Consider the following 19,336-nt stretch of genomic DNA (forward strand, 5'->3'; position numbering starts at 1 on the left):
GCTATGCGGCAATCGGTTTTGCCGACATCGGTTTTGCCGCCTCTGGAACAGGGCTGAACTGCCATGGCGCTGAAATTCGACACCGACTTCGACCCGGCCTACGGCCAGGGCGTGACCGTTGCGCCCGACGTGGTTCGGATCACCGCGAAAAATCCCAGCCCGTTCACCTTCCACGGCACCAACAGCTACATCGTCGGGCGGAAAACGCTGGCGGTGATCGATCCGGGGCCGGATGACGAGGCGCATCTCAAGACATTGCTCGCGGTGATCGCAGACAGGCCGGTCAGCCATATTTTCGTCAGCCACACGCATCGCGACCATTCCCCGCTGGCAGCGCGGCTGAAGCAGCACACCGGTGCAATTATCCTGGCCGAGGGTCCGCATCGGCCGGCGAGGCCGCTGCGCACCGGCGAAATCAATCCGCTCGACGCCAGCGCCGACACCGCCTTCAATCCGGATGCCGCGCTTGCCGACGATATGGTGGTCGACGGCGACGGTTTTGCGATCAGAACGGTGCTGACGCCGGGCCATACCGCCAACCACGCAGCCTTTGCGCTGGAAGGAAGCGGTATCCTGTTCTCGGCCGATCATGTCATGGCCTGGGCGACCTCCATCGTTGCGCCGCCGGACGGCGCCATGGCCGACTACATGGCCTCGCTGGATCGGCTGATCGAGCGCGACGACCGCCTGCTGCTGCCCGGCCATGGCGGGCCGGTGACAGCGCCGCGCAGCTTCATGCGCGCGTTGAAGACGCATCGCAGGATGCGCGAGCAAGCGATCCTGGAGCGGATCACAAGCGGCGACCGGACGATCAAGGAGATGGTCGCGGCGATCTATCGGGATACCGATCCGCGCCTGCACGGCGCGGCCGGCCTGTCGGTGCTTGCCCATCTCGAGGACCTGGTGGCGCGCGGCCTGGCGAGCACCGACGGCGACCCTGACATCGACGGCATTTTCAGCCTGCCTGGCTGGTGAAATTGCCGCTATCCCGTTATCCGTTGCGATGGTGGTTGCGGTTTTTGCTGCATTCATATTGCGTTCAGCTTTGGAACCTATTATGTGTCTCCAACGTAGATACAGTGAGAGCTGTAGGAGATAGTCCGATGATCACCGCTGTAGCAAAATGGGGTAACAGCCTGGCGCTGCGTATTCCAACCGCATTCGCGCGTGAAATTTCGGTGCGTGAAGGCGGTACCGTAGACATATCTGTGACAAACGGGGTACTTTTGGTACGCCCGGTTGATGATACCCACGTGTATGACCTGGAAGCTCTTCTGTGTGGAATCACGGAAGTAAATCGTCATGACGAGGTGGCCACCGGTAAGTCGGTCGGCAACGAGTTCTAGCGTGCCATATTGCCCTGAGCAGTATGACATAATCAGAATTAGCTTTGACCCCCAGATGGGCCGGGAACAAGCCGAGAGGCGCCCGGCCTTCGTTCTGTCATCGACAAAATATAACTCAATTGTCCGCCTTTGCATTCTCTGCCCGATCACAAATCAGGCCAAAAATTATCCTTTTGAAGTGGCCGTGCCGAGCGGCAAAAAGACGACAGGCGTGGTGTTGTCGGATCAAGTCAAAAGCTTCGACTGGTCGGCCCGGAACGCCGAGTTTGTCGAAAACAGACCTGATCTCGCCGCGGAAGTTCTCGGGAAAATGCGCGCGATCTTGGGTCTCTAAGCGCAACGCCTAGCTTGCCGTTATCTACTTGATCGGCGGGCAATTCCTCTTTTGCTCGCACCCCCGTAAGGGTCGGCTTGCTGAACCGTCCATTCGCCGCAATATATCCCGCGTATTGGGCCGAAGCGGAAAAGGCTTGGCGGGCCCGCTCTTTGGGTTTGTCAACCAGATAATCGCCCTCCCGAAAGCTCAGAACCGGCTGGAACGCTCTTCAGGTTGGGGCGACTTCAGACCCTGACAAGAGCATTGCGGATTGGCCGGAAGCCGCGCGGCGGTCTCCAGCGCGACAAGCGAGGCTGTCATGGAGAGATTGGGCAGCACGTCCTCCTGCAGCAATTTCTGGCGGTTGCGGTCCATATAGTCGTTAAAACCCGCCGTGACGAACGCACAGGGCACGAAGCAGGCGCCGATCTCGCGCGCCAGGGTCGCCTCCGGGGCGATGGAATGGTTGAGCACATCCGCCCCCATGCCGCGATAGGCCAAAGCCTCGGCCGGCGTTGTCAGCCGCGGCCCATAGCAGTGGGCGGCCACCAGTTGCTGTTCGATGCCATGAACGCGGGCTGGCCAATTGCGGCGGGCCGTCTCGGCCAGAACCGCCGCACATCTTGGACATACGATCTGCTTGCCCGAACAGTCAAAACTCTGGCGGTCCGGAAGCAGTGAAAACGGGGTCTGCGTCAATTCGATGATGTCGGCGGGCACCACCATGTCGCCGGGCTGGATCGCCTTGTTGACGGCGCCAACGGTCGAGCAGGCGAGGACTTGCCGCACCCCCGCTTGCATCAACACCCAGAACGCGCGGCGATGGCAGGAATGGTCGATATGGTCGCGGGGATTGCCGTGCGAATACATGCACAACGCCCGCTTTGCTCTGCCTTCGGCTGAAATCGAGGCATCGAACTCGAGCAACTTCCAGTTGTCGGTACGACCGAAGGGCGTTTCAAAACTCATGTCGCGCCGCAGCGTGCGCACGCCATCGAAGCCGACGTCTTCCGGGAAGGCCAGCCCCCAGTTTGCCGACCCGGTGATGACGGCCAAGCCTACCTGAGGTATGTCAGTCGATCGATCGGCCGGAGCACCGGCTGCGTGATGATTTTGGGGCATGCTTCCCATCTTGGTCAGGATATTGGCTCGGTCAGGATTTTTGGCTCGGTCAGGATTTTTGGCGAAGGGCGACGATCACGACGACGACCACAACAATGGCGGTCCACAATGTCGAGATCGCCGCAATGGTCGGATCGATCTGATCGCGCAGCGAGATGAACATGAGCTTCGGCATCGTGCTGTTGCGACCACTTGCCACGAAGATCGAAATCACGGACTCGTCGAGCGACGTCAGGAACGCCATCAATGTCGCCGACAACAGGCTGAGCCGAAGTTGCGGAACGATTATCCCGCCAATAGCCCTGGCCCAGTCCGCGCCGAGGCTGCGCGCCGCCTGAACCTGGTTCCAGTTGAAGCGAGCCAGGGCAGGCAACAACACAATGCACGCCACCGGAACGGCGAGCACCACATGTCCGACCAGCACACCGAACAGCGTCCCGACCAGGCGTTGCGCCGCCAGCACAAAGAACAGGCCGATCGCCAGCAGGATTCCCGGGGTGATCGAAGGGGTGAGCAGGATGCTCTGGATGGAAGCTGCGGTCTTGCCGCCCAGCCGATTCATCGAGATGCAGGCGAGCAGCGCAAAAGGCACAGCGATCAGCGCCGTCAATGTCCCAAGGATCAGGCTCGTCCTGAGTGCTGCCATCCACGTCGCCGAGCCGAAAAAATTCTCGTACCAGCGCAACGAGTAGGCGTGCGGCGGAAACTCGAGGAGGCTCGATGCCGAAAACGAAAGCGGCACCACCACCAGCGTCGGCAACATCAGAAATGCCATGACCAGCGCAGCAAAGCTCCACAGGACAATGCGGGCGAGCCGGTTTTGCGGATAGGCTTCAAGCATGGGCGGCTGCCGCTGCGTCCTGGGCCAGCAGGCGGCGTGCCGCCAGCAGCATCACACCGATCAGCGCCATGAGAACGAGGAGCAGGATGCCCAGGACGCTCGCCGACCCCCAGTCCTGAAAGGTCGATAGCGCACGCTCGATCCGGGTAGAGAGAGGATTTACCTTGCCGCCGCCAAGCACCGCCGGCGTGATGAAAAAACCGATGGAATAGATGAGCACGATGACCGAACCCGAAAAAATGCCGCCGGCCGAAAGCGGCATGATGACGGTGCGGATGACCTGCCCGAGCGTGGCTCCCATGCTCGCTGCCGCGCGAACGAGGTTTGGGTCGATATCGCGCATCGCGGCATAAACCGGCAGCAGAAAGATCGGCAGCATGTAGTGAACCATGCCGATCAGCGTTCCGGTAAAATTATAGACCAGCGGCAAAGGCTCCGCCGTCAGGCCCGAACCAGTCAAGGCCGCGTTGATCAGGCCATCACGCCGCAAGAGCACGAGCCAGCCATAGGTGCGCACCAGGATGGCGGTCCACAACGGCAGCATGACGAAGGCCATCAGCACGTTGGCCACCCTTGGCCTGGCGCTGGCCAAGGCGAGTGCCAGCGGGATGCCCAGAAGAACGCAGATCGCCAGCGTGCCGAGCGACAGTTCGAGGGTGGTGACGAGCGCCGACCATGTCAGTCCGCTCGAAAGCACTTTGGCGTAGTTGCCGACAGTGTACTCACCGCCTGTGGTCAAAAAAGATTGCCGGATGATCCAAAGGATGGGCAGTATCGCCGCCAGTCCAACGATGAACAGCGCCGGCAGCGAAAGCGAAAGGAAAAACCGCCGCTCGCGGCGCGCATCCGCCAGGAGCGCAGGATCCGCGGTGACCGTCACGCCATCGCTCCCGATATCGCGTGAACCTTGGCTGCTGGTGCATAGGCGGTCATCCGCTGGCCGGCGGCAAGTTGGGCGCAGCCGCCGGCCAGCGCTGCCGGAATGCAGACAAGAACCTCCTGGCCACCGTCAAGCGCCAGCGTCAAAAGCCAGTTCTCGCCGCGGAACGCCTTGGCGCGCAGTATTCCTTCGAGAGCCACGCCGTCTGCCCCGACGAACTTGGCATCAAGGTGGAAGCTTTCGGCGCGGATCATCAGGGTTTCGCCTGACGCTTCGGCGCCGTCGATCCTGCGCACCGAGCCCGGCGCCACAATGTTGGCCTCGCCCATGAACTCGGCGACGAAGCGGGTCGATGGACAATCATAGATCCGCTGCGGCGTATCGATCTGCTGGATGCGGCCGGCGTTCATCACCGCAATCCGGTCAGACATGATCAGCGCCTCGCGCTGGTCGTGGGTCACGTAGATTGTGGTGATCCCCAGGTCATCGTGCAGACGCCGGATCTCGTACTGCATGGTTTCGCGCAGATTCTTGTCGAGCGCCGACAGCGGCTCGTCCATCAGCATCACGCGCGGCTCGAAGACGATTGCCCGCGCCAACGCCACCCGTTGGCGCTGGCCGCCGGACAGTGCGGCAACATTGCGCTCCGCCAGGCCATCCAGCTTCACGCGGGCCAAGGTGGCAAGCGCCCGCTGACGCGCCTCCGCTCTCGGCGTCTTGCGCAGCGCCAGCGGATAGGCGACGTTCGCCAGGACGTTCATGTGGGGAAACAAGGCGTAATTCTGGAATACGATGCCGATGTCGCGTTTGTTGGGCGCCAGGCGAGTAATGTCGCGATCGCCCAACAAGAGCTTGCCGGAATCCGGCCGGACAAAACCGGCCAGAGCCATGAGCAGCGTGGTCTTGCCCGATCCCGAGGGCCCCAGCAGCGTGAGGAACTCGCCAGCTTGAATGTCGAGCGAGACATCATCCAGTGCGACGTAGGACCCGTAAGCCTTGCTGACGCTGTCGATGGTGATCGGGAGCGACTTCATCATCTCCAGCCTTGTCAGCCGAGGCTCAGCGGGCCATCATCTCGTCGAAGGCTTGTTGGGCAGCCTCGCCGTTCTTGACCCACCATTGTGAATTCGAAAACACCGAAGTGCCGGCATTTTCAGGCGCGGTCGCAAGCGTCTTCAGACGGTCCTCGGGAATCAGGCCGCCCTCATAGGCCGCAGGATTGACCGGGCCATAGGCGATGAAATCGGTCAGCTTCGCAACGCGCGCGGGCTGCGTCATCGCTGCGATGAGCTTCATCGCGGCTTCCTTGTTCGGCGCGCCCTTCGGCACCCCAAGGCAGTCCGTGCCGATGACCGACCCCTTGAACGTGTAGTCAGCCGCGCCGCCATCTTTTTTCACGGTCTCTGCCCGGCCGTTCCAGGTAACGACCAAATCCGCCTCGCCATCCTTCAGCAGTTGCGCGGACTGGGCTCCCGAGGTCCACCACACGGCGACATCCGGTTTGATCGCTTCAAGCCGCTTGATGGCGCGCTCCAGCCCTTCCTGCGTGCTGAGCACGGCATAGACGTCCGCCGGCGCCACGCCATCGGAGAGAAGCGCGATCTCGATCGAGTCCTGCGCATTGGCGCGCAATGCGCGGCGGCCCGGGAATTTGGCAACGTCCCAGAACTCGGCCCAGGTCTTCGGCGGCTTCTCGCCATAGGTCTTGGTGTTCCACGACAGGACGGTGCCATAGGAATCGAAGGGATAGCAGTAGTCGGACGCGGCACCCTCCGGCACGGATTTGGGATCGATGATCTTGTAGTCGAGCGGCTCCAGCAGCGATTGAGCGGCTGCCTGGGCGCCTTCCGGCGAGCCGAGGTGGATAATGTCGGTCGCAATTGCCCCCGAGGTGACCTGCATCTTCAAGGCGGCCAGGCCGTCGCTCAGGGTCTCCTCGCGGACATCATGGCCAAGCTCTTTTGCAGCAGGGCCCCACATGGCCTCTTTCATGGCGTTGCCATAATCGCCGCCTGCGGTCGTGATGGTGAGTGTTTGCGCATGGACGGGCACGGCAGCCGAGATGGCGAATGCTGTTAAGGAAATGCGCAGCCAGGACATAGGTTCTCCTCCCCAACTTGAACAAATATTGCCGGAAATGGCTATTTATTTGCAATCGTAACGTTACGATTGCATCTGAATACGCAGGAGTCAAGCTGCTTGCGACGGGCGTTCGGATTGACCGGGAGGTCGAATCCGGTAACGTTATGGCGGTCAGCAAGTCAGCCGGCGCTTTCGCAAAGGAAGTCGGGCGAACAATGGCCAATCTAAAACAGATCGCGGCGGAACTTTCCCTCTCGGTAACCACGGTGTCCCGCGCTCTGAAGGATGGGCCGGAAGTGCAGCCCTCGACCATAGCCCGCGTCAAGGAGGCGGCCAAGCGGGTCGGCTATCTGCCAAATCATCATGGTCGTGCGCTCAAGACCGGTCGAACGCTGACGCTGACGGCCGTACTGCCGATGGAGACCCGAGACCATCTGTCCGATCTGTTGAAGCTGCCTTTGATCGAAGGCATGACGCTGGCGGCGCGGCAAGCCGGTTATAGTCTGTCCATCTATTCCACGACGCCCGACGACGATCCCGTCGAGAGCGTGCAGCGGCAGCTTCAGGCGCGCAGCACGGACGGACTGATCATCACGCGCCTGGTGTCGGGTGATCCGCGCGTCAAGCTGCTGCTGGATCAACGCATGCCATTCGTCGCGTTTGGAAGAACCGACCTGGACACCGCGTATCCTTATGTCGATGTCGACAATGAACAGATTGCCTACGAGGCAACCCGACGGCTCATGGACAAGGGCTGCCGACGCATTGCACTGCAACTTCTGGTTCCTGAGGATCACGGAAGTGCCATGCGTCTTTCCGGCTATGCAAGGGCAATGGCCGAGGCCGGCATTGCGATCGACCAATCGCTGATCGGTCATGGCATGTTCACTATGGAATCGAGCGCAGCCTGGTTCGATCGCTTGCTGGCTTGCTCAGATCCGCCGACAGGCTTGGCATGCGCCAACGAACTCGGCCTTCTGGGGGCGCTGCACGCTCTTGACAAAAGACGTCTTGCGCCGGGGAGCGACGTCCACATCGTCACGCGTGACAGCACACGGCTGGCACGCTTCCTGCCGGCAAAGATCGAAGTTCATTCCGTCGATATGGCGGCTGTCGGACGCAAGCTTGTCGAAGTCCTGGAGAGCCGGATCATCAATCCGCTCGGGCCGGTGGAGACAATTTTGCTCAAGGGTGAATTCGAGCCGGCCGAATAGCCTGTCGCATACTCAACCCCTGATTGTATAAGCCGCATTTCTGTGGCGTCAAAGCGATGCCGCTTTGGCTGTAAAAATGCTCTGGACGTCACTCGGCCGGGGCCGTACCGACCTGGCCGGCGACTTCCTGATCCAGCTCGGCCAGGAAATCCACGATGCGGGCCGCATTGTCGCCAAGGTCGTAGCGGCCGTAACGCGCGGCCGAACGCATGTCGACGGTGACCGCATCGCCATCGTCGGTCACCCGGATAGCGACGTCGGCGGGAAGGCTGAGGATAAAACTCCTGGCCAGGGCGTTGATCGTCACCTCGCTTTGCCCGATCGCACGGGGAAACGGCGCCGCAAGCTGCCAGTCGCGACGACCGAGCACGGTTGCGACTGCTTCCAGGACCCGATCGAAAGGCAGTTGATAGCTGCGACTGGTGACCAGCGGATAGGTCTCGGCCTGCAGGCGCCGCTCGCCCGGGGTCGGTGGCGAAAGCGCGTTCATGTCTGCGGTCCGGGTGCTGGTGTCGAGCGCCGGCGGATCGTCGAAATCCGTCGAGATGTCCCTGAGCGGCGGAGAAGTCGCTGCCCAGTAGGCGGCAATGCCAAAAGGAACAAGCACCAGCAGTGCCAGCACCGCGCCGACGCTGAGGTCGCGACCGCCACGGTCGCCGAAATTCCAGATTCTCGAAAAGGCAAGGCCGGCCAACAGCAGCGCCAAGGCGGCAAGCAGCGCGACAATGCCGAGCACCCAAAGGAAAGCCGGCGTTTCAACAAGCTGATAGCGGTGGCCGACGAGAACGGTCAGCAGCAGAACCGCCGAAAAAGCGCCTGTCCGCCGCGACCAGCCGGCCGCCCTCGACGTCTGTCGCTCGGGAGTTTTCATCATTTTCAGCACTGCTTCACCCCGGACCGGCGCTTAAGCCGTTCAGCGGCGGCTTGTAGGCAAAGGACGTCATGTCAGTCAGTCCGTCGGCAGGCGATAGTCCCTGAACTGCCGGCGCAAGGTTGTCTTCTGGATCTTGCCGGTAGCGGTGTGGGGAATCTCGCCGACGAAGGCGACGTCATCCGGCATCCACCACTTCGCCACCTTGCCGTCCATGAAGGCGAGGATATCCGTCTTGGTCGGCTCGCGGCCCGGCTTGCGGACCACGACAAGCAACGGCCGTTCGCCCCATTTCGAATGTTGGATGCCGATGGCGGCCGCCTCCGCCACATCCGGATGACCGATCGCGAGATTCTCGAGCTCGATGGTCGAGATCCATTCGCCGCCCGACTTGATGACGTCCTTGGCGCGATCGGTGATCTGCATGTAGCCGCCTGGGTCGATATGGGCGACATCGCCGGTATCGAACCAGCCTTCTTCATCGAACTGTTCGGATCCGATGCCGCCATAATAGGCACGCGCGACGGCCGGTCCGCGGACCTTCAGGCGCCCGAATGTCCTGCCGTCCCAAGGCATCTCCTTGTTGTCGTCGTCGGTGACCTTCATTTCGACGCCGAAAGGCGGAAAACCCTGCTTGCCCTGGACGTCGAGCCGGGCTTCGCCCTCAAGCCCGGCATAGCCCGGCTTCATGGTGCACAGCGTGCCGAGCGGCGACATTTCGGTCATGCCCCATGCATGGATGACCTCGACATCGTAATTGCCCTGGAACTTTGCCGTGATCGCACGCGGGCAGGATGAGCCGCCGATAACGACCTTGTTCAGATAGGGAAGTTTCTTGCCGGTCTCCTCCAGGTACTGCAGCAGCATCAACCACACTGTCGGCACGGCGGCGCTGAACGTCACCTTTTCGGTGTCGAGCAACTCGTAGATCGAGGCGCCGTCCATCTTGCAGCCAGGCATGACCAGCTTGGCGCCGATCATCGGGCCGCTCTGGCCAAGGCCCCAGGCGTTGGCGTGGAACATCGGCACAACCGGCAGTATGGTGTCGCGCGAGGAGAGGCCCATCGCATCGGGCATCGCCGCAATCATGGCGTGCAGCACGTTCGAGCGATGGCTGTAGAGGACGCCTTTCGGATCGCCTGTCGTGCCCGAGGTGTAGCACATGCCGGCGGCGGTGTTTTCATCGAACGTCTTCCAGGTGAAGGCGCCGTCGGCTTCGTCAAGCCATTCCTCATAGGCAACAGCATTCGGCAGCGCCGTCTGCGGCATGTGCGCCTTGTCGGTCAGCACGATCACCTTTTTGAGCAATTTGACCGCGCCGGCGATCTTTTCAAGCAGCGGCATGAATGTCAGGTCGACGAAGATCGCCTTGTCCTCGGCATTGTTCATGATCCAGGCGATCTGCTCGGGAAACAGGCGCGGATTAAGCGTGTGATAGATCGCGCCGACACCCATGATGCCGTACCAGGCTTCGATGTGGCGCGCCGTATTCCAGGCCAATGTGGCGATGCGGTCGCCAAGCCCGAAGCCATCACGCTCGAGCCGCTCAGCGACCCGCAAGGCGCGGCGATGAATTTCGACGTAAGTGGTCCGGACGATCGGGCCCTCGATCGAGCGCGACACAATCTCGCGTTCGCCGTGCTGCCTGGCTGCGTTGTCGATAAGCTTGTGGCAAAGCAGCGGCCATTCCTGCATCAGTCCGAGCATTCTTCTCCTCCCATTGGTTTTCGTTCCCCCACTGGTTTTCGCTCCATTGTGGGACGAACACGCGGATTGTCCAGCCATGACCGGGCAGAAGCAGCCCATTGTTCGAAAAGGCAGGAAAAACCGCCACAATCCGGCCATTGTCGACATTAACTTTGATTAATGGTAGGGGTGTGATTGGCGAATGAAAGAGGTTCGCATGGACGCGCAGCTCGACGACAAAGCTCTCGAAGATTCGCTTGCCGAAAGCCTGGCCGATTTGGTGCCGGACGCCAAAACCGTTTCCGAGGACGAATTCGTCGAAGTCGTCGGCGGCGCCCTTGAGGCGGTCGGCGGCACGCTGCTGTTCAAGATGTGCGTTCAGAACGAAGGCGAAAGCCAGCACGTCGCCGCGGCTTGCGTCGGCGATGGCGGCAACCGCCAGTTCCTGCTTCTTACCTTGCCGACCGGCGGTGGTGCGCTCAAGGTCGAAACCGCATCGCGAAGCACAAATCCTGTCGCCGGTATCGCCGCCGCCTATGCCGGGCTGATGGACGCCTTTCAGGCTGCCGCCTGATCGGTTATCAGCCTGATAGGGTCATCGGCCCTGGTCGGTCATAGCCAAGCTCGATTTGACGAGAGATCCTTCAACGCCTAAAGGCGATGGAGCCCCCGCATTCGACAACGACCTTGCGTAGCGCGCACGCCCTACACACCTTAAGGTCGTGCAAGGAGAACCGTCATGGACCAGTCCGCCAATCCGTCACCCGGCTTTCAGCGCAACCCCGATAAAGTCATTACCATCGAGCCGTACAGCGGAACTGTGACCGTACGCGCCGGCGACGCGGTCATTGCCTCGTCCAGGAGGGCCAAGCTGTTGACCGAATCCCCCTACCCCGGGATCCTCTACATTCCATTCGAAGACATCGATTTCGACCAGCTTCGCAAGACGGACTCGTCGACTCATTGCCCGTTCAAGGGCGATGCGAGCTATTGGAGCGTGCTGCCTGCCGCGGAAGCAGGCAAGGATGCGATGTGGGCCTATGAGCGGCCTTTCGACGAGATGATCGCAATCCGCGATCACGGCGCGTTCTATCCCAACAAGGTGACGGTCGAAGCCAAACCAGCCTGAGCCGGGCCAGCCTGAGTTGGGCCAGCCTGAGCAGGGACGGCTCGCGGCCTGTCCCGCCGATCATTGGGTGGCACGGCCATGGCCGACGTCGGCCCTTACCCGCGATCGTTCCTTGCAGCCTGCACCGCCGCCTGCGCGGCAGCCAGCCTGGCGATCGGCACGCGATAGGGCGAGCACGACACGTAGTCGAGGCCGATCTCCTCGCAGAAATGGATCGACGCCGGATCGCCGCCATGTTCGCCGCAGATACCGAGCTTGATATCCGGCCGCGTTGCCCTGCCTTTTTCGGCCGCCATCCGCACCAGTTCGCCGACGCCCTCGATGTCGAGCGACACGAACGGATCCTGCTCGATGATGCCCTTCTGGCGATAGGTCTCCAAGAACGAGGCCGCATCGTCGCGTGAGATGCCAAAAGTGGTCTGGGTCAGATCGTTGGTGCCGAAAGAGAAGAATTCGGCCGCCTCGGCGATGACGTTTGCGCGGATCGCGGCGCGCGGCAGTTCGATCATCGTGCCGGTAAGATAGGTGATCTTGACGCCGGTTTCCTCCATCACGCTCTTGGCGACGGCATCGATCCGCGCCTTGACGTAGTCGAGTTCCTTCACCAGGCCGACCAGCGGCACCATGATTTCCGGGACCACCAGCGCGCCGGCCTTCCTGCCGGCTTCGACGGCGGCCTCGAAAATGGCGCGCGCCTGCATCTCGGCGATTTCGGGATAGGAAACCGCAAGCCGGCAGCCGCGATGGCCAAGCATCGGGTTGAATTCGTGCAGGGCTTCGGTGCGCTGCCTGAGCTTGTCGGGCGACAGGTTCATGGCGGCGGCGACTTCGGCCACCTCTTCCTCGGTCTTGGGCAGGAATTCGTGCAGCGGCGGATCGAGCAAGCGGATCGTCACCGGCAGGCCGGCCATGATCTCGAACAATTCGAGGAAATCCGAGCGCTGCATGGGCAAGAGTTTTGCGAGCGCCGTTCGCCGGCCCTTTTCCGTGTCGGCCAGGATCATCTCGCGCATGGCAACGATGCGGTCGCCCTCGAAGAACATGTGCTCGGTGCGGCAAAGCCCGATGCCTTCGGCGCCGAAGGAACGCGCCATGCGCGCGTCGAGCGGCGTTTCGGCGTTGGTGCGCACCTTCATGCGGCGCACGGCATCGGCCCATTCCATGATGGCGGCGAAATCGCCCGAGAGCTCCGGCTGCAGCATCGGTACGGCGCCTTTCAGCACCTGGCCGTTGCCGCCGTCGATGGTGATGATATCGCCCTTGCGGAACGTCGATCCCATCGCCATCAGGGTGCCGGCCCTGTAGTCGACGCGCAGCGAGCCGGCGCCCGACACACAGGGCTTGCCCATGCCGCGCGCCACCACCGCAGCGTGGCTGGTCATGCCGCCACGCGTGGTCAGGATGCCTTCCGCCGCATGCATGCCGTGGATGTCCTCGGGACTGGTCTCGATGCGCACGAGGATCGCCTTGCGGCCTTGCGTCTTGAGCTCCTCGGCATCGTTGGAGGAAAAGACGATCTCGCCGGTGGCTGCACCCGGAGATGCGGGCAGACCGATGCCGATGACATCGCGTGCCGCCTTCGGATCGATGGTCGGATGCAGCAACTGGTCGAGCGAGGCCGGATCGATGCGGGCGACGGCCTCCTCCTTTGAAATGAGCTTGTCGCGCGCCATTTCGACGGCGATTTTGAGCGCCGCCTTGGCGGTGCGCTTGCCGGACCTCGTCTGCAGCATCCACAATTTGCCGCGCTCGATGGTGAATTCGAGATCCTGCATGTCGCGGTAGTGCTTTTCCAGACGGTCGGAGATGGTGACGAAAGACTGGAACGCTTCCGGCATCAGCTTCTGCAGCGACGGCTTGTCGGAGCCGGCAGCAATGCGCGCCGCCTCGGTGATGTTTTGCGGCGTGCGGATGCCGGCGACGACATCCTCGCCCTGCGCATTCACCAGGAACTCGCCATAGAGCATCTTTTCGCCGGTCGACGGATTGCGGGTGAAGGCGACGCCGGTGGCCGAGGTCTCGCCCATATTGCCGAAGACCATGGCCTGGACGTTGACCGCGGTGCCCCAGCTTTCGGGAATGTCGTGCAGGCGCCGGTAGGTGATGGCGCGGTTGTTCATCCAGCTCGAAAACACGGCGCCGATCGCACCCCAGAGCTGCTCGTTCGGATCTTGCGGAAACGGTTTGCCGAGTTCCTCCTCGACCTTGGCCTTGTAGAGCGCGATCACGCCCTGCCATTCGATGGCGCTCAGTTCGGTATCGAGTTCATGGCCGAGGCCGCCCTTTTGGTCTTCGAGGATTTCCTCGAACACCTCATGGTCGAGGCCCATGACGACATCGGAATACATCTGGATGAAACGCCGGTAGCTGTCATAGGCAAAGCGGGCGTCGCCTGAATCGGCGGCCAGTGCCTCGACCGTCTCGTCGTTCAGGCCGAGATTGAGCACGGTGTCCATCATGCCGGGCATCGAAGCGCGGGCACCGGAACGCACCGACACCAAAAGCAGTTTCGAGGGATCGCCGAAGCGGCGCCCGGTCAGCCGGCCGATATGATCCAATGCGACCGCGACATCTGCTTCCAGCGAGGCCGGGTAGGTGCGGCCGTTGGCGTAGTAGGCGTTGCAGACCTCGGTGGTGATGGTGAACCCCGGCGGCACCGGCAGGCCCAGGCTGCACATTTCGGCCAGATTGGCGCCCTTGCCGCCCAGCAGGTTCCTGTCGCCGGCACGGCCTTCTGCAGCGCCGTCGCCAAAGGTGTAGACCCATTTGGTCATGCTTGCTCTCCGGTTGCAGGAGATTGAAAAGATTGACGAAGCCGAAGTTCCGCCGTGTCCCTGCACGAGCGATATGATGCTGCAGTGCGAAAGGCAAGCCGTCGGCAAGCCAGCCGGCTTCTACAATCGATTAAGAAAAAGCGATGACAAAAAGACTTGCGGCTTGGGCGGCCAGTTGAAGAGCACAAAACAGGAACCATGGTAACGCCATGTGACTGAGAACTCGATTACCTGAAACTGCCGGCGACTGGTGGAACGCTGGACAGGCTCAAGGCGACAGCAGACAATGATGCGAACGCTGCGGGAACCAGTGGATCAGTTCCGCGCCTCGCTATTCTCGGCATTGAGCTTTCCGTCGGCTCGTCCTATAAGGCCGCGCGCAGCGGGCATGTTCTGACTGTTGGGGCGTAGCCAAGTGGTAAGGCATCGGTTTTTGGTACCGACAATCCCAGGTTCGAATCCTGGCGCCCCAGCCATCATTATTTTATATGGCAAAATCAGCTACTTACAGAGATTTCAATTTCCTGATGTAGGGCACTCTAGGTCACCTGCTTAGGTGCCATTCGACCGCGCCGGGATCAGCGGGAACGCCCTCGATAAAATCGCCATTGAGAGGCTGGAACTGCATATGGATTTCGCTAAGTGGTGTCGCCCAGACCTTGCCGCTTTTCCAGTCCGCGACACGGTAGAGAACGGCGCTGCTCCGCCTAATAGTTTAAAGCTGCCGTTGATCAAAGGGAGATCAGAATGCGTGCAGTCGTCGTATTGGGTTTAATTATTTGCGCCGGCACTGCACGGGCTAGCGAATTAGAGGCTCTTCTCAGCGAGAAATTGGAGGCTGCTTAGTCATTCCGGTCGATATCGCGACGCCGTTCAAAGTGACTTTTAAGGTCACGCTGGATAAAGTCGACAAGGCACAGACTGTTGCTGTGGTCGCATACGAGCCTCACTCAGAGTCGATGGCGAAGGCCGCTCCGATCCTTGCACGAGGCGTGAAACGGTGTTGGCCGCCGGGAATCAAAACAAATCCAGTTCGATTCACATTTTCGATGGACGAATAGAACCCAGAATTTCCGTGCTTGTATGCAATTAATGGCTATGAGCCGAGAAATTTTCAGCTTGTCCACCAAATAAACTGTTCGCCCATCGAGGTCCGCAACTGAGCTTTAGTGGTCATGCCCGCTGGCGCCGATTGGCGAAATTTTGAATCAGGCCAAGCTATGATAACGGGTGATTAGTAGGGCGAGTTGACTGCAAGAAGAGGGGAAACATTTGAGCCGCATTTTGGTAACGGTCATCGCAGGAATCTGCTTCACAATATCGACAGCTTCGGCCGGGCAGTTAGAGCAAAACATCAATTACTTGGCACGTATGGCAGATGGCAAATTGCATCGGGCTGCAGAAATTTCAGGTAACATCTATGGCATATTGAAAAGGTGCCCGGCGCTGAGACCAAGCGAATTTGGAAAAGCCGTGATGGCTGTCCCCCTCCTTTTGAAGGAGGGGCTAGATAAACACTTGACGCCTCCCGCTAAATTCGAGCGGGCGTGCATGTGCTCGATCTTTGTCGGCTAGGGGTCCAAAGAGACTTTGATCTGTGATAGTCACTTTGCCGTAATTAATTGCATCTCCGTAGATAGAACGGCCTAGATCTACTTCTCCGGGTGTCAAGTGACGTTCTGAGATTGGGTAATATCCTCTTAAGACTATTAAGAACGACGAAGGCAATGGTTCGGGCGGTACGTGGTCGGGACTGCGTCCCAGGCTTTACTGTATTCGGAAAAGCGTGGAATGAGTCCCAATTTGATGGCCTCAGCGACACATCTGTCGCCAGTAGCCGAGGAGTTTGCCTGAGAAAGGCAATTTTCCAACATTGTCATTAAAACTGGAGGGGGAGCCTTGATTGAGCTATAACTGATCCGGCCAGAGCGAATGGATACAACCGTTACGTCGCCCTTCCTCCATCTAGCGGAGTCAAAGATGTAGTGAAGATTGCTCTTGTCAGGATGTTTTGACGCTGTCGCACCGTAGATCGTCATGACAAGCACATTGGCAAATGACTTATCTCCCGGATCGACTTTCATATCCGAATCCGAGGCAGGTATCTCGAGCCTTCCCCCAAGTTCAAAGGCAAGCTCTGAAAGCGCTTCGCCATCGCCTTCTCGCGCCATTGGCCAAAGCAGCGCCCACTGCTTTTCACATTGGTTATCGAAGTAGGCCTCTGCGGCAAGCTTAAGACGCTCCTCACGGGTCAAAGTCGACGTCGCGCCTGATTTACCTATGAGATCGCATCCGCAGATAAGAAAAGAGACCAGAAGACCGCAACATACTTTAACTATAATTCGAGTTGTTACTACCAATGATTGGATTGTTTTTTGCCAACAAAGGCGGCATTCGAGGAAATTTGTTTCTCTAAAGCCAAAAGGCAAAAAGATAAGTAGACGAATAATATGTATGTATATTAAAAAAATCGTGCATACATTGAAAAAAATAAATGACAGAATTGTTATATCCTTTCGGGCTTTATGACTCGTTGAACGTTTGCGCAGATGCTGCCTGTTACCGCTCATGAAACGCCTCATCCGTCATCTCCATTAGCGGATCAAGTAGGAACTAGATCACCCGCCGATTGCCAGTCTTGACCTCCGCCGTCACCGACATGCCCGGGGTCAGAACAACGTCCTTGCCTTCGACACGGATCGACGTCTCATTAAGCGCGCACCGGAAACACCAGCGGTCCGGCGGCATCGCGCGCAGTCTCTTCCTTGGGCGCTGAGGCCTGCGGCGCGCCGGCGGGGCACTTGGGGTAGATCGGCCGTCACCACTGCCTTCGCTAACCGCCACCGTTGCAGGAGCGAGCGGTGCGCCAAAGCTGCCAATCTCCCCCCTTGTGGGGGAGATGTCCGGCAGGACAGAGGGGGGCGCGAAGGATCACGACAGATCAGTATTTATCCTGAGCCGCTGCATTCTTCGGTTGATGTCACGGGATGGGATCCATTCCGTTACATCAGAGCGTCACGACGGCGCAGCACCTTTGATGGCAGAGGGACAGCGCCCCTGGACAGCGCCCCCCTCTGTCCTGCCGGACATCTCCCCCACTTGGGGGGAGATCGGCCGTCACCACCGCCTTCGCTAACCGCGACTGTCGCAAGAGCGATCCGTCCGCCGCCTATCAGTTCATTGGCCAAACCATCATAAGCATCGGCACGGCAACAATGACGACGAGGAACGACAGTGGCAGTCCCAGGCGTGGATAGTCGCTGAAACGGTAGCCGCCCGGCCCCATGACGAGCGTGTTGCACTGGTGGCCGATCGGGGTGAGAAAATCGCAGCCGGCGCCAATGGCGACTGCCATCAGAAATGCTTCCGGCCTGTAGCCGAGATCGCCGGCAAACGCGGCGGCGATGGGCGCCATGACCAGAACGGTGGCGGCATTGTTGAGGAATGGCGTAACGGCCATGGCGGCGACAAGGATGAGCATCAATGCGCCGGGCGCCGGCAGAACGGTCCCCAGTCTGGCAAGCTCGCCGGCGATGACCCCTGTCGCCCCGGTGCTGCGCAGCGAATCGCTGACTGGAATGAGAACGGCGAGCATGACGAGGATTGGACCATCCAGCGATTGGTAGACGTCGCGGACCGGGATGACCTTGAAAAGCACCATCGCGACCGCGGCCGCAAAGAAAGCAACGGAGACCGGGAGCAGCCCGAACGCAGTCGCCAGCATGGCGAGAGCAAGGATGATTACCGGCACGATACCCTTGCGGACGCTGCCAAGCAGGATAGCCCTTTCTGCCAGCGGCAGGCAGCCGAGTTCACGCAGTACATCGGGTATCGTCGCTGCATTGCCCTGCAGCACGACGACGTCGCCCAGCCTCAGCTGGACTTCGGCCAGCCTGCGGTCGAGGCGCTCGCCGTGACGGCTGACGGCCAGGAGGTTGACATTGAAGCGGTGATAGAGGGCAAGGCGCTGGGCCGTCCAGCCGATCAAAGGCGAGCTTTCACCGATGACGGCTTCGATGGCGACCATCTCGCTGGCCGTGACGTCACCGCCGACCCTGTTGCCGGTAACGCTGAGCTTGCCCTGGGAGACAAGGCGATCCAGCGCCCCTGGGTCGCCCTCGAGCAGCAGAATGTCGTTCAGTTTGAGGACGACGTCGGGCAGTGGCGTCATCCGCATGGTCCGGTTGCGCAGGATCGACGTCACGATGGCATCGCCGCCGGAAAGCTTCATGAGGTCTGCGACGGTTTTGCCGAGCACAGTGGAATCGCGGACAATTTTGGCCTCTGTCAGGTAATTCTTGATGTCGATGGCTTCATTCACCGACCCGCCGAGCTTTTCGCGCACCGGCAGCAGCCAATAGAAAAGCACCAGGAAGATCGTTCCGGCGGCGGCCAGCGCGGCTCCAACAGGCGTGAAGTCGAACATTGTGAAGGCGGCGCCGGTCAGTTCCTCCCGCACACGGGACACGACGACATTGGGAGATGTCCCCACCTGCGTCATGAGTCCACCGAGCAGCGACCCGAACGCCATAGGCATCAGGAATATCGACGGTGAAACGCTCGACCGGCGCGCGAACTGGAAGGCTATCGGGATCATGATCGCGAGCGCACCGATATTCTTTACAAAGGCAGACAGGATCGTGACCACGATGACCAGCAGCGCCAGTTGCGAGCGAACGCCCGACAGGTTCGGAGCGAAACGCCTGATGGCGACTTCCATGATGCCCGAGCGTGCTATGCCGGCGCTCACCAGCAGGGCACTGCCGACAATGACCACGATATCGTCGCTGAACCCGCTGAAGGCTTCGTCAAAAGGCACGATGCCGATCGCGAGGGCTAGCAACAGTGCCGCGGCTGCAACCAGATCATATCGATACCGACCCCACACGAGCGCCGCCATCATTATGAAGATAACGGCGAACGACAGGATTTGCGGCGTAGTCATGTCTTCGGATGCCCCGCCGCTTATGCGGCTGATCAGAACGGCCAAACCGCCGTTTTGTTGCTTTTGCTGGTCACGGTTTTGCTAGCACGGTTCCGTGCTTGCCAATAAGCCCGTGTCGATCAATGTTCCC

Annotated in this window: 17 protein-coding genes and 1 tRNA gene; 8 read left to right on the forward strand and 10 right to left on the reverse strand. The window is 60.3% G+C overall.

The window, feature by feature from the left end; genetic code table 11:
- Window positions 1-63 precede the first annotated feature (63 nt).
- The 3 genes from AC0L2B_RS16945 (at window position 64) to AC0L2B_RS16955 (ending at window position 1,680) form a co-directional block, all read left to right on the forward strand.
- Window positions 64-975 (forward strand): MBL fold metallo-hydrolase, encoded by a 912-nt coding sequence (locus tag AC0L2B_RS16945; RefSeq protein WP_473746149.1) that lies wholly within the window; start codon window positions 64-66, stop codon window positions 973-975.
- 128 nt (window positions 976-1,103) lie between these two features.
- A complete protein-coding gene (locus tag AC0L2B_RS16950) occupies window positions 1,104-1,346 on the forward strand; it encodes an AbrB/MazE/SpoVT family DNA-binding domain-containing protein (RefSeq protein WP_473746150.1) in 243 nt (80 codons plus the stop codon).
- Complete coding sequence (locus tag AC0L2B_RS16955; RefSeq protein ID WP_473746151.1) at window positions 1,303-1,680, forward strand: type II toxin-antitoxin system PemK/MazF family toxin; 378 nt, start codon at window positions 1,303-1,305, stop codon at window positions 1,678-1,680. Before AC0L2B_RS16950 ends, AC0L2B_RS16955 begins: the two co-directional genes overlap by 44 nt.
- 189 nt (window positions 1,681-1,869) lie before the next feature.
- Here the strand turns inward: AC0L2B_RS16955 and AC0L2B_RS16960 are convergent, their stop codons facing one another.
- The 5 genes from AC0L2B_RS16960 to AC0L2B_RS16980 all read right to left on the reverse strand — a co-directional run bounded on the left by AC0L2B_RS16960 (window position 1,870) and on the right by AC0L2B_RS16980 (window position 6,605).
- Complete coding sequence (locus AC0L2B_RS16960; RefSeq protein WP_473746152.1) at window positions 1,870-2,718, reverse strand: phosphorylase family protein; 849 nt, start codon at window positions 2,716-2,718, stop codon at window positions 1,870-1,872.
- 115 nt (window positions 2,719-2,833) lie between these two features.
- Window positions 2,834-3,625, reverse strand: coding sequence for an ABC transporter permease (locus AC0L2B_RS16965; protein ID WP_473746153.1), 792 nt, complete (start codon window positions 3,623-3,625; stop codon window positions 2,834-2,836).
- Window positions 3,618-4,505: an ABC transporter permease gene (locus AC0L2B_RS16970; protein ID WP_473746154.1), complete on the reverse strand. Its 888-nt coding sequence runs from the start codon at window positions 4,503-4,505 to the stop codon at window positions 3,618-3,620. Before AC0L2B_RS16970 ends, AC0L2B_RS16965 begins: the two co-directional genes overlap by 8 nt.
- The gene (locus AC0L2B_RS16975; protein WP_473746196.1) at window positions 4,502-5,539 is read right to left on the reverse strand and encodes an ABC transporter ATP-binding protein; all 1,038 of its coding nucleotides are present in this window, start codon (window positions 5,537-5,539) and stop codon (window positions 4,502-4,504) included. Before AC0L2B_RS16975 ends, AC0L2B_RS16970 begins: the two co-directional genes overlap by 4 nt.
- Before the next feature lie 25 nt (window positions 5,540-5,564).
- Complete coding sequence (locus tag AC0L2B_RS16980; RefSeq protein ID WP_473746155.1) at window positions 5,565-6,605, reverse strand: ABC transporter substrate-binding protein; 1,041 nt, start codon at window positions 6,603-6,605, stop codon at window positions 5,565-5,567.
- Between the two features lie 17 nt (window positions 6,606-6,622).
- Between AC0L2B_RS16980 and AC0L2B_RS16985 the strand changes: the two genes are divergently transcribed.
- Window positions 6,623-7,801, forward strand: a complete 1,179-nt coding sequence (locus AC0L2B_RS16985; protein WP_473746156.1) for a LacI family DNA-binding transcriptional regulator — start codon at window positions 6,623-6,625, stop codon at window positions 7,799-7,801.
- Window positions 7,802-7,889: 88 nt separating this feature from the next.
- On the opposite strand, the gene AC0L2B_RS16990 is transcribed toward AC0L2B_RS16985, so the two are convergent.
- A complete protein-coding gene (locus AC0L2B_RS16990) occupies window positions 7,890-8,675 on the reverse strand; it encodes a DUF1499 domain-containing protein (RefSeq protein WP_473746157.1) in 786 nt (261 codons plus the stop codon).
- A gap of 75 nt (window positions 8,676-8,750) precedes the next feature.
- On the reverse strand, window positions 8,751-10,379 hold the full coding sequence (locus AC0L2B_RS16995) for a fatty-acid--CoA ligase (protein WP_473746158.1): 1,629 nt from the start codon (window positions 10,377-10,379) through the stop codon (window positions 8,751-8,753).
- A gap of 196 nt (window positions 10,380-10,575) precedes the next feature.
- Here AC0L2B_RS16995 and AC0L2B_RS17000 point away from each other — a divergent pair, with 196 nt between their 5' ends.
- Window positions 10,576-10,932, forward strand: coding sequence for a hypothetical protein (locus tag AC0L2B_RS17000; protein ID WP_023797902.1), 357 nt, complete (start codon window positions 10,576-10,578; stop codon window positions 10,930-10,932).
- A 165-nt stretch (window positions 10,933-11,097) separates the two neighbouring features.
- Window positions 11,098-11,487, forward strand: a complete 390-nt coding sequence (locus AC0L2B_RS17005; protein WP_473746159.1) for a DUF427 domain-containing protein — start codon at window positions 11,098-11,100, stop codon at window positions 11,485-11,487.
- Window positions 11,488-11,582: 95 nt separating this feature from the next.
- Here AC0L2B_RS17005 and ppdK read toward each other — a convergent pair whose 3' ends face one another.
- Window positions 11,583-14,261 (reverse strand): pyruvate, phosphate dikinase, encoded by a 2,679-nt coding sequence (gene ppdK, locus AC0L2B_RS17010; RefSeq protein WP_473746160.1) that lies wholly within the window; start codon window positions 14,259-14,261, stop codon window positions 11,583-11,585.
- Between the two features lie 401 nt (window positions 14,262-14,662).
- Here ppdK and AC0L2B_RS17015 point away from each other — a divergent pair.
- Window positions 14,663-14,737 (forward strand) — tRNA-Gln (locus AC0L2B_RS17015).
- Between the two features lie 796 nt (window positions 14,738-15,533).
- Window positions 15,534-15,836, forward strand: coding sequence for a hypothetical protein (locus AC0L2B_RS17020; protein ID WP_473746161.1), 303 nt, complete (start codon window positions 15,534-15,536; stop codon window positions 15,834-15,836).
- 134 nt (window positions 15,837-15,970) lie between these two features.
- On the opposite strand, the gene AC0L2B_RS17025 is transcribed toward AC0L2B_RS17020, so the two are convergent.
- Window positions 15,971-16,831: a hypothetical protein gene (locus tag AC0L2B_RS17025; protein ID WP_473746164.1), complete on the reverse strand. Its 861-nt coding sequence runs from the start codon at window positions 16,829-16,831 to the stop codon at window positions 15,971-15,973.
- Window positions 16,832-17,433: 602 nt separating this feature from the next.
- The gene (locus tag AC0L2B_RS17030) at window positions 17,434-19,206 is read right to left on the reverse strand and encodes an SLC13 family permease (RefSeq protein WP_473746165.1); all 1,773 of its coding nucleotides are present in this window, start codon (window positions 19,204-19,206) and stop codon (window positions 17,434-17,436) included.
- Window positions 19,207-19,336 lie beyond the last annotated feature (130 nt).

The organism is Mesorhizobium sp. WSM4815 (assembly GCF_055811575.1).

Excerpts from the sequence above, each read along its gene's own strand:
- AC0L2B_RS16945 (WP_473746149.1), top strand. The coding sequence starts at position 64 with ATGGCGCTGAAATTCGACACCGACTTCGACCCGGCCTACGGCCAGGGC.
- AC0L2B_RS16950 (WP_473746150.1), top strand. The coding sequence starts at position 1,104 with ATGATCACCGCTGTAGCAAAATGGGGTAACAGCCTGGCGCTGCGTATT.
- AC0L2B_RS16955 (WP_473746151.1), top strand. The coding sequence starts at position 1,303 with ATGACGAGGTGGCCACCGGTAAGTCGGTCGGCAACGAGTTCTAGCGTG.
- AC0L2B_RS16965 (WP_473746153.1), bottom strand. The coding sequence starts at position 3,625 with ATGCTTGAAGCCTATCCGCAAAACCGGCTCGCCCGCATTGTCCTGTGG.
- AC0L2B_RS16975 (WP_473746196.1), bottom strand. The coding sequence starts at position 5,539 with ATGAAGTCGCTCCCGATCACCATCGACAGCGTCAGCAAGGCTTACGGG.
- AC0L2B_RS16980 (WP_473746155.1), bottom strand. The coding sequence starts at position 6,605 with ATGTCCTGGCTGCGCATTTCCTTAACAGCATTCGCCATCTCGGCTGCC.
- AC0L2B_RS16990 (WP_473746157.1), bottom strand. The coding sequence starts at position 8,675 with ATGATGAAAACTCCCGAGCGACAGACGTCGAGGGCGGCCGGCTGGTCG.
- AC0L2B_RS16995 (WP_473746158.1), bottom strand. The coding sequence starts at position 10,379 with ATGCTCGGACTGATGCAGGAATGGCCGCTGCTTTGCCACAAGCTTATC.
- AC0L2B_RS17000 (WP_023797902.1), top strand. The coding sequence starts at position 10,576 with ATGGACGCGCAGCTCGACGACAAAGCTCTCGAAGATTCGCTTGCCGAA.
- AC0L2B_RS17005 (WP_473746159.1), top strand. The coding sequence starts at position 11,098 with ATGGACCAGTCCGCCAATCCGTCACCCGGCTTTCAGCGCAACCCCGAT.
- ppdK (WP_473746160.1), bottom strand. The coding sequence starts at position 14,261 with ATGACCAAATGGGTCTACACCTTTGGCGACGGCGCTGCAGAAGGCCGT.
- AC0L2B_RS17025 (WP_473746164.1), bottom strand. The coding sequence starts at position 16,831 with ATGAGCGGTAACAGGCAGCATCTGCGCAAACGTTCAACGAGTCATAAA.
- AC0L2B_RS17030 (WP_473746165.1), bottom strand. The coding sequence starts at position 19,206 with ATGACTACGCCGCAAATCCTGTCGTTCGCCGTTATCTTCATAATGATG.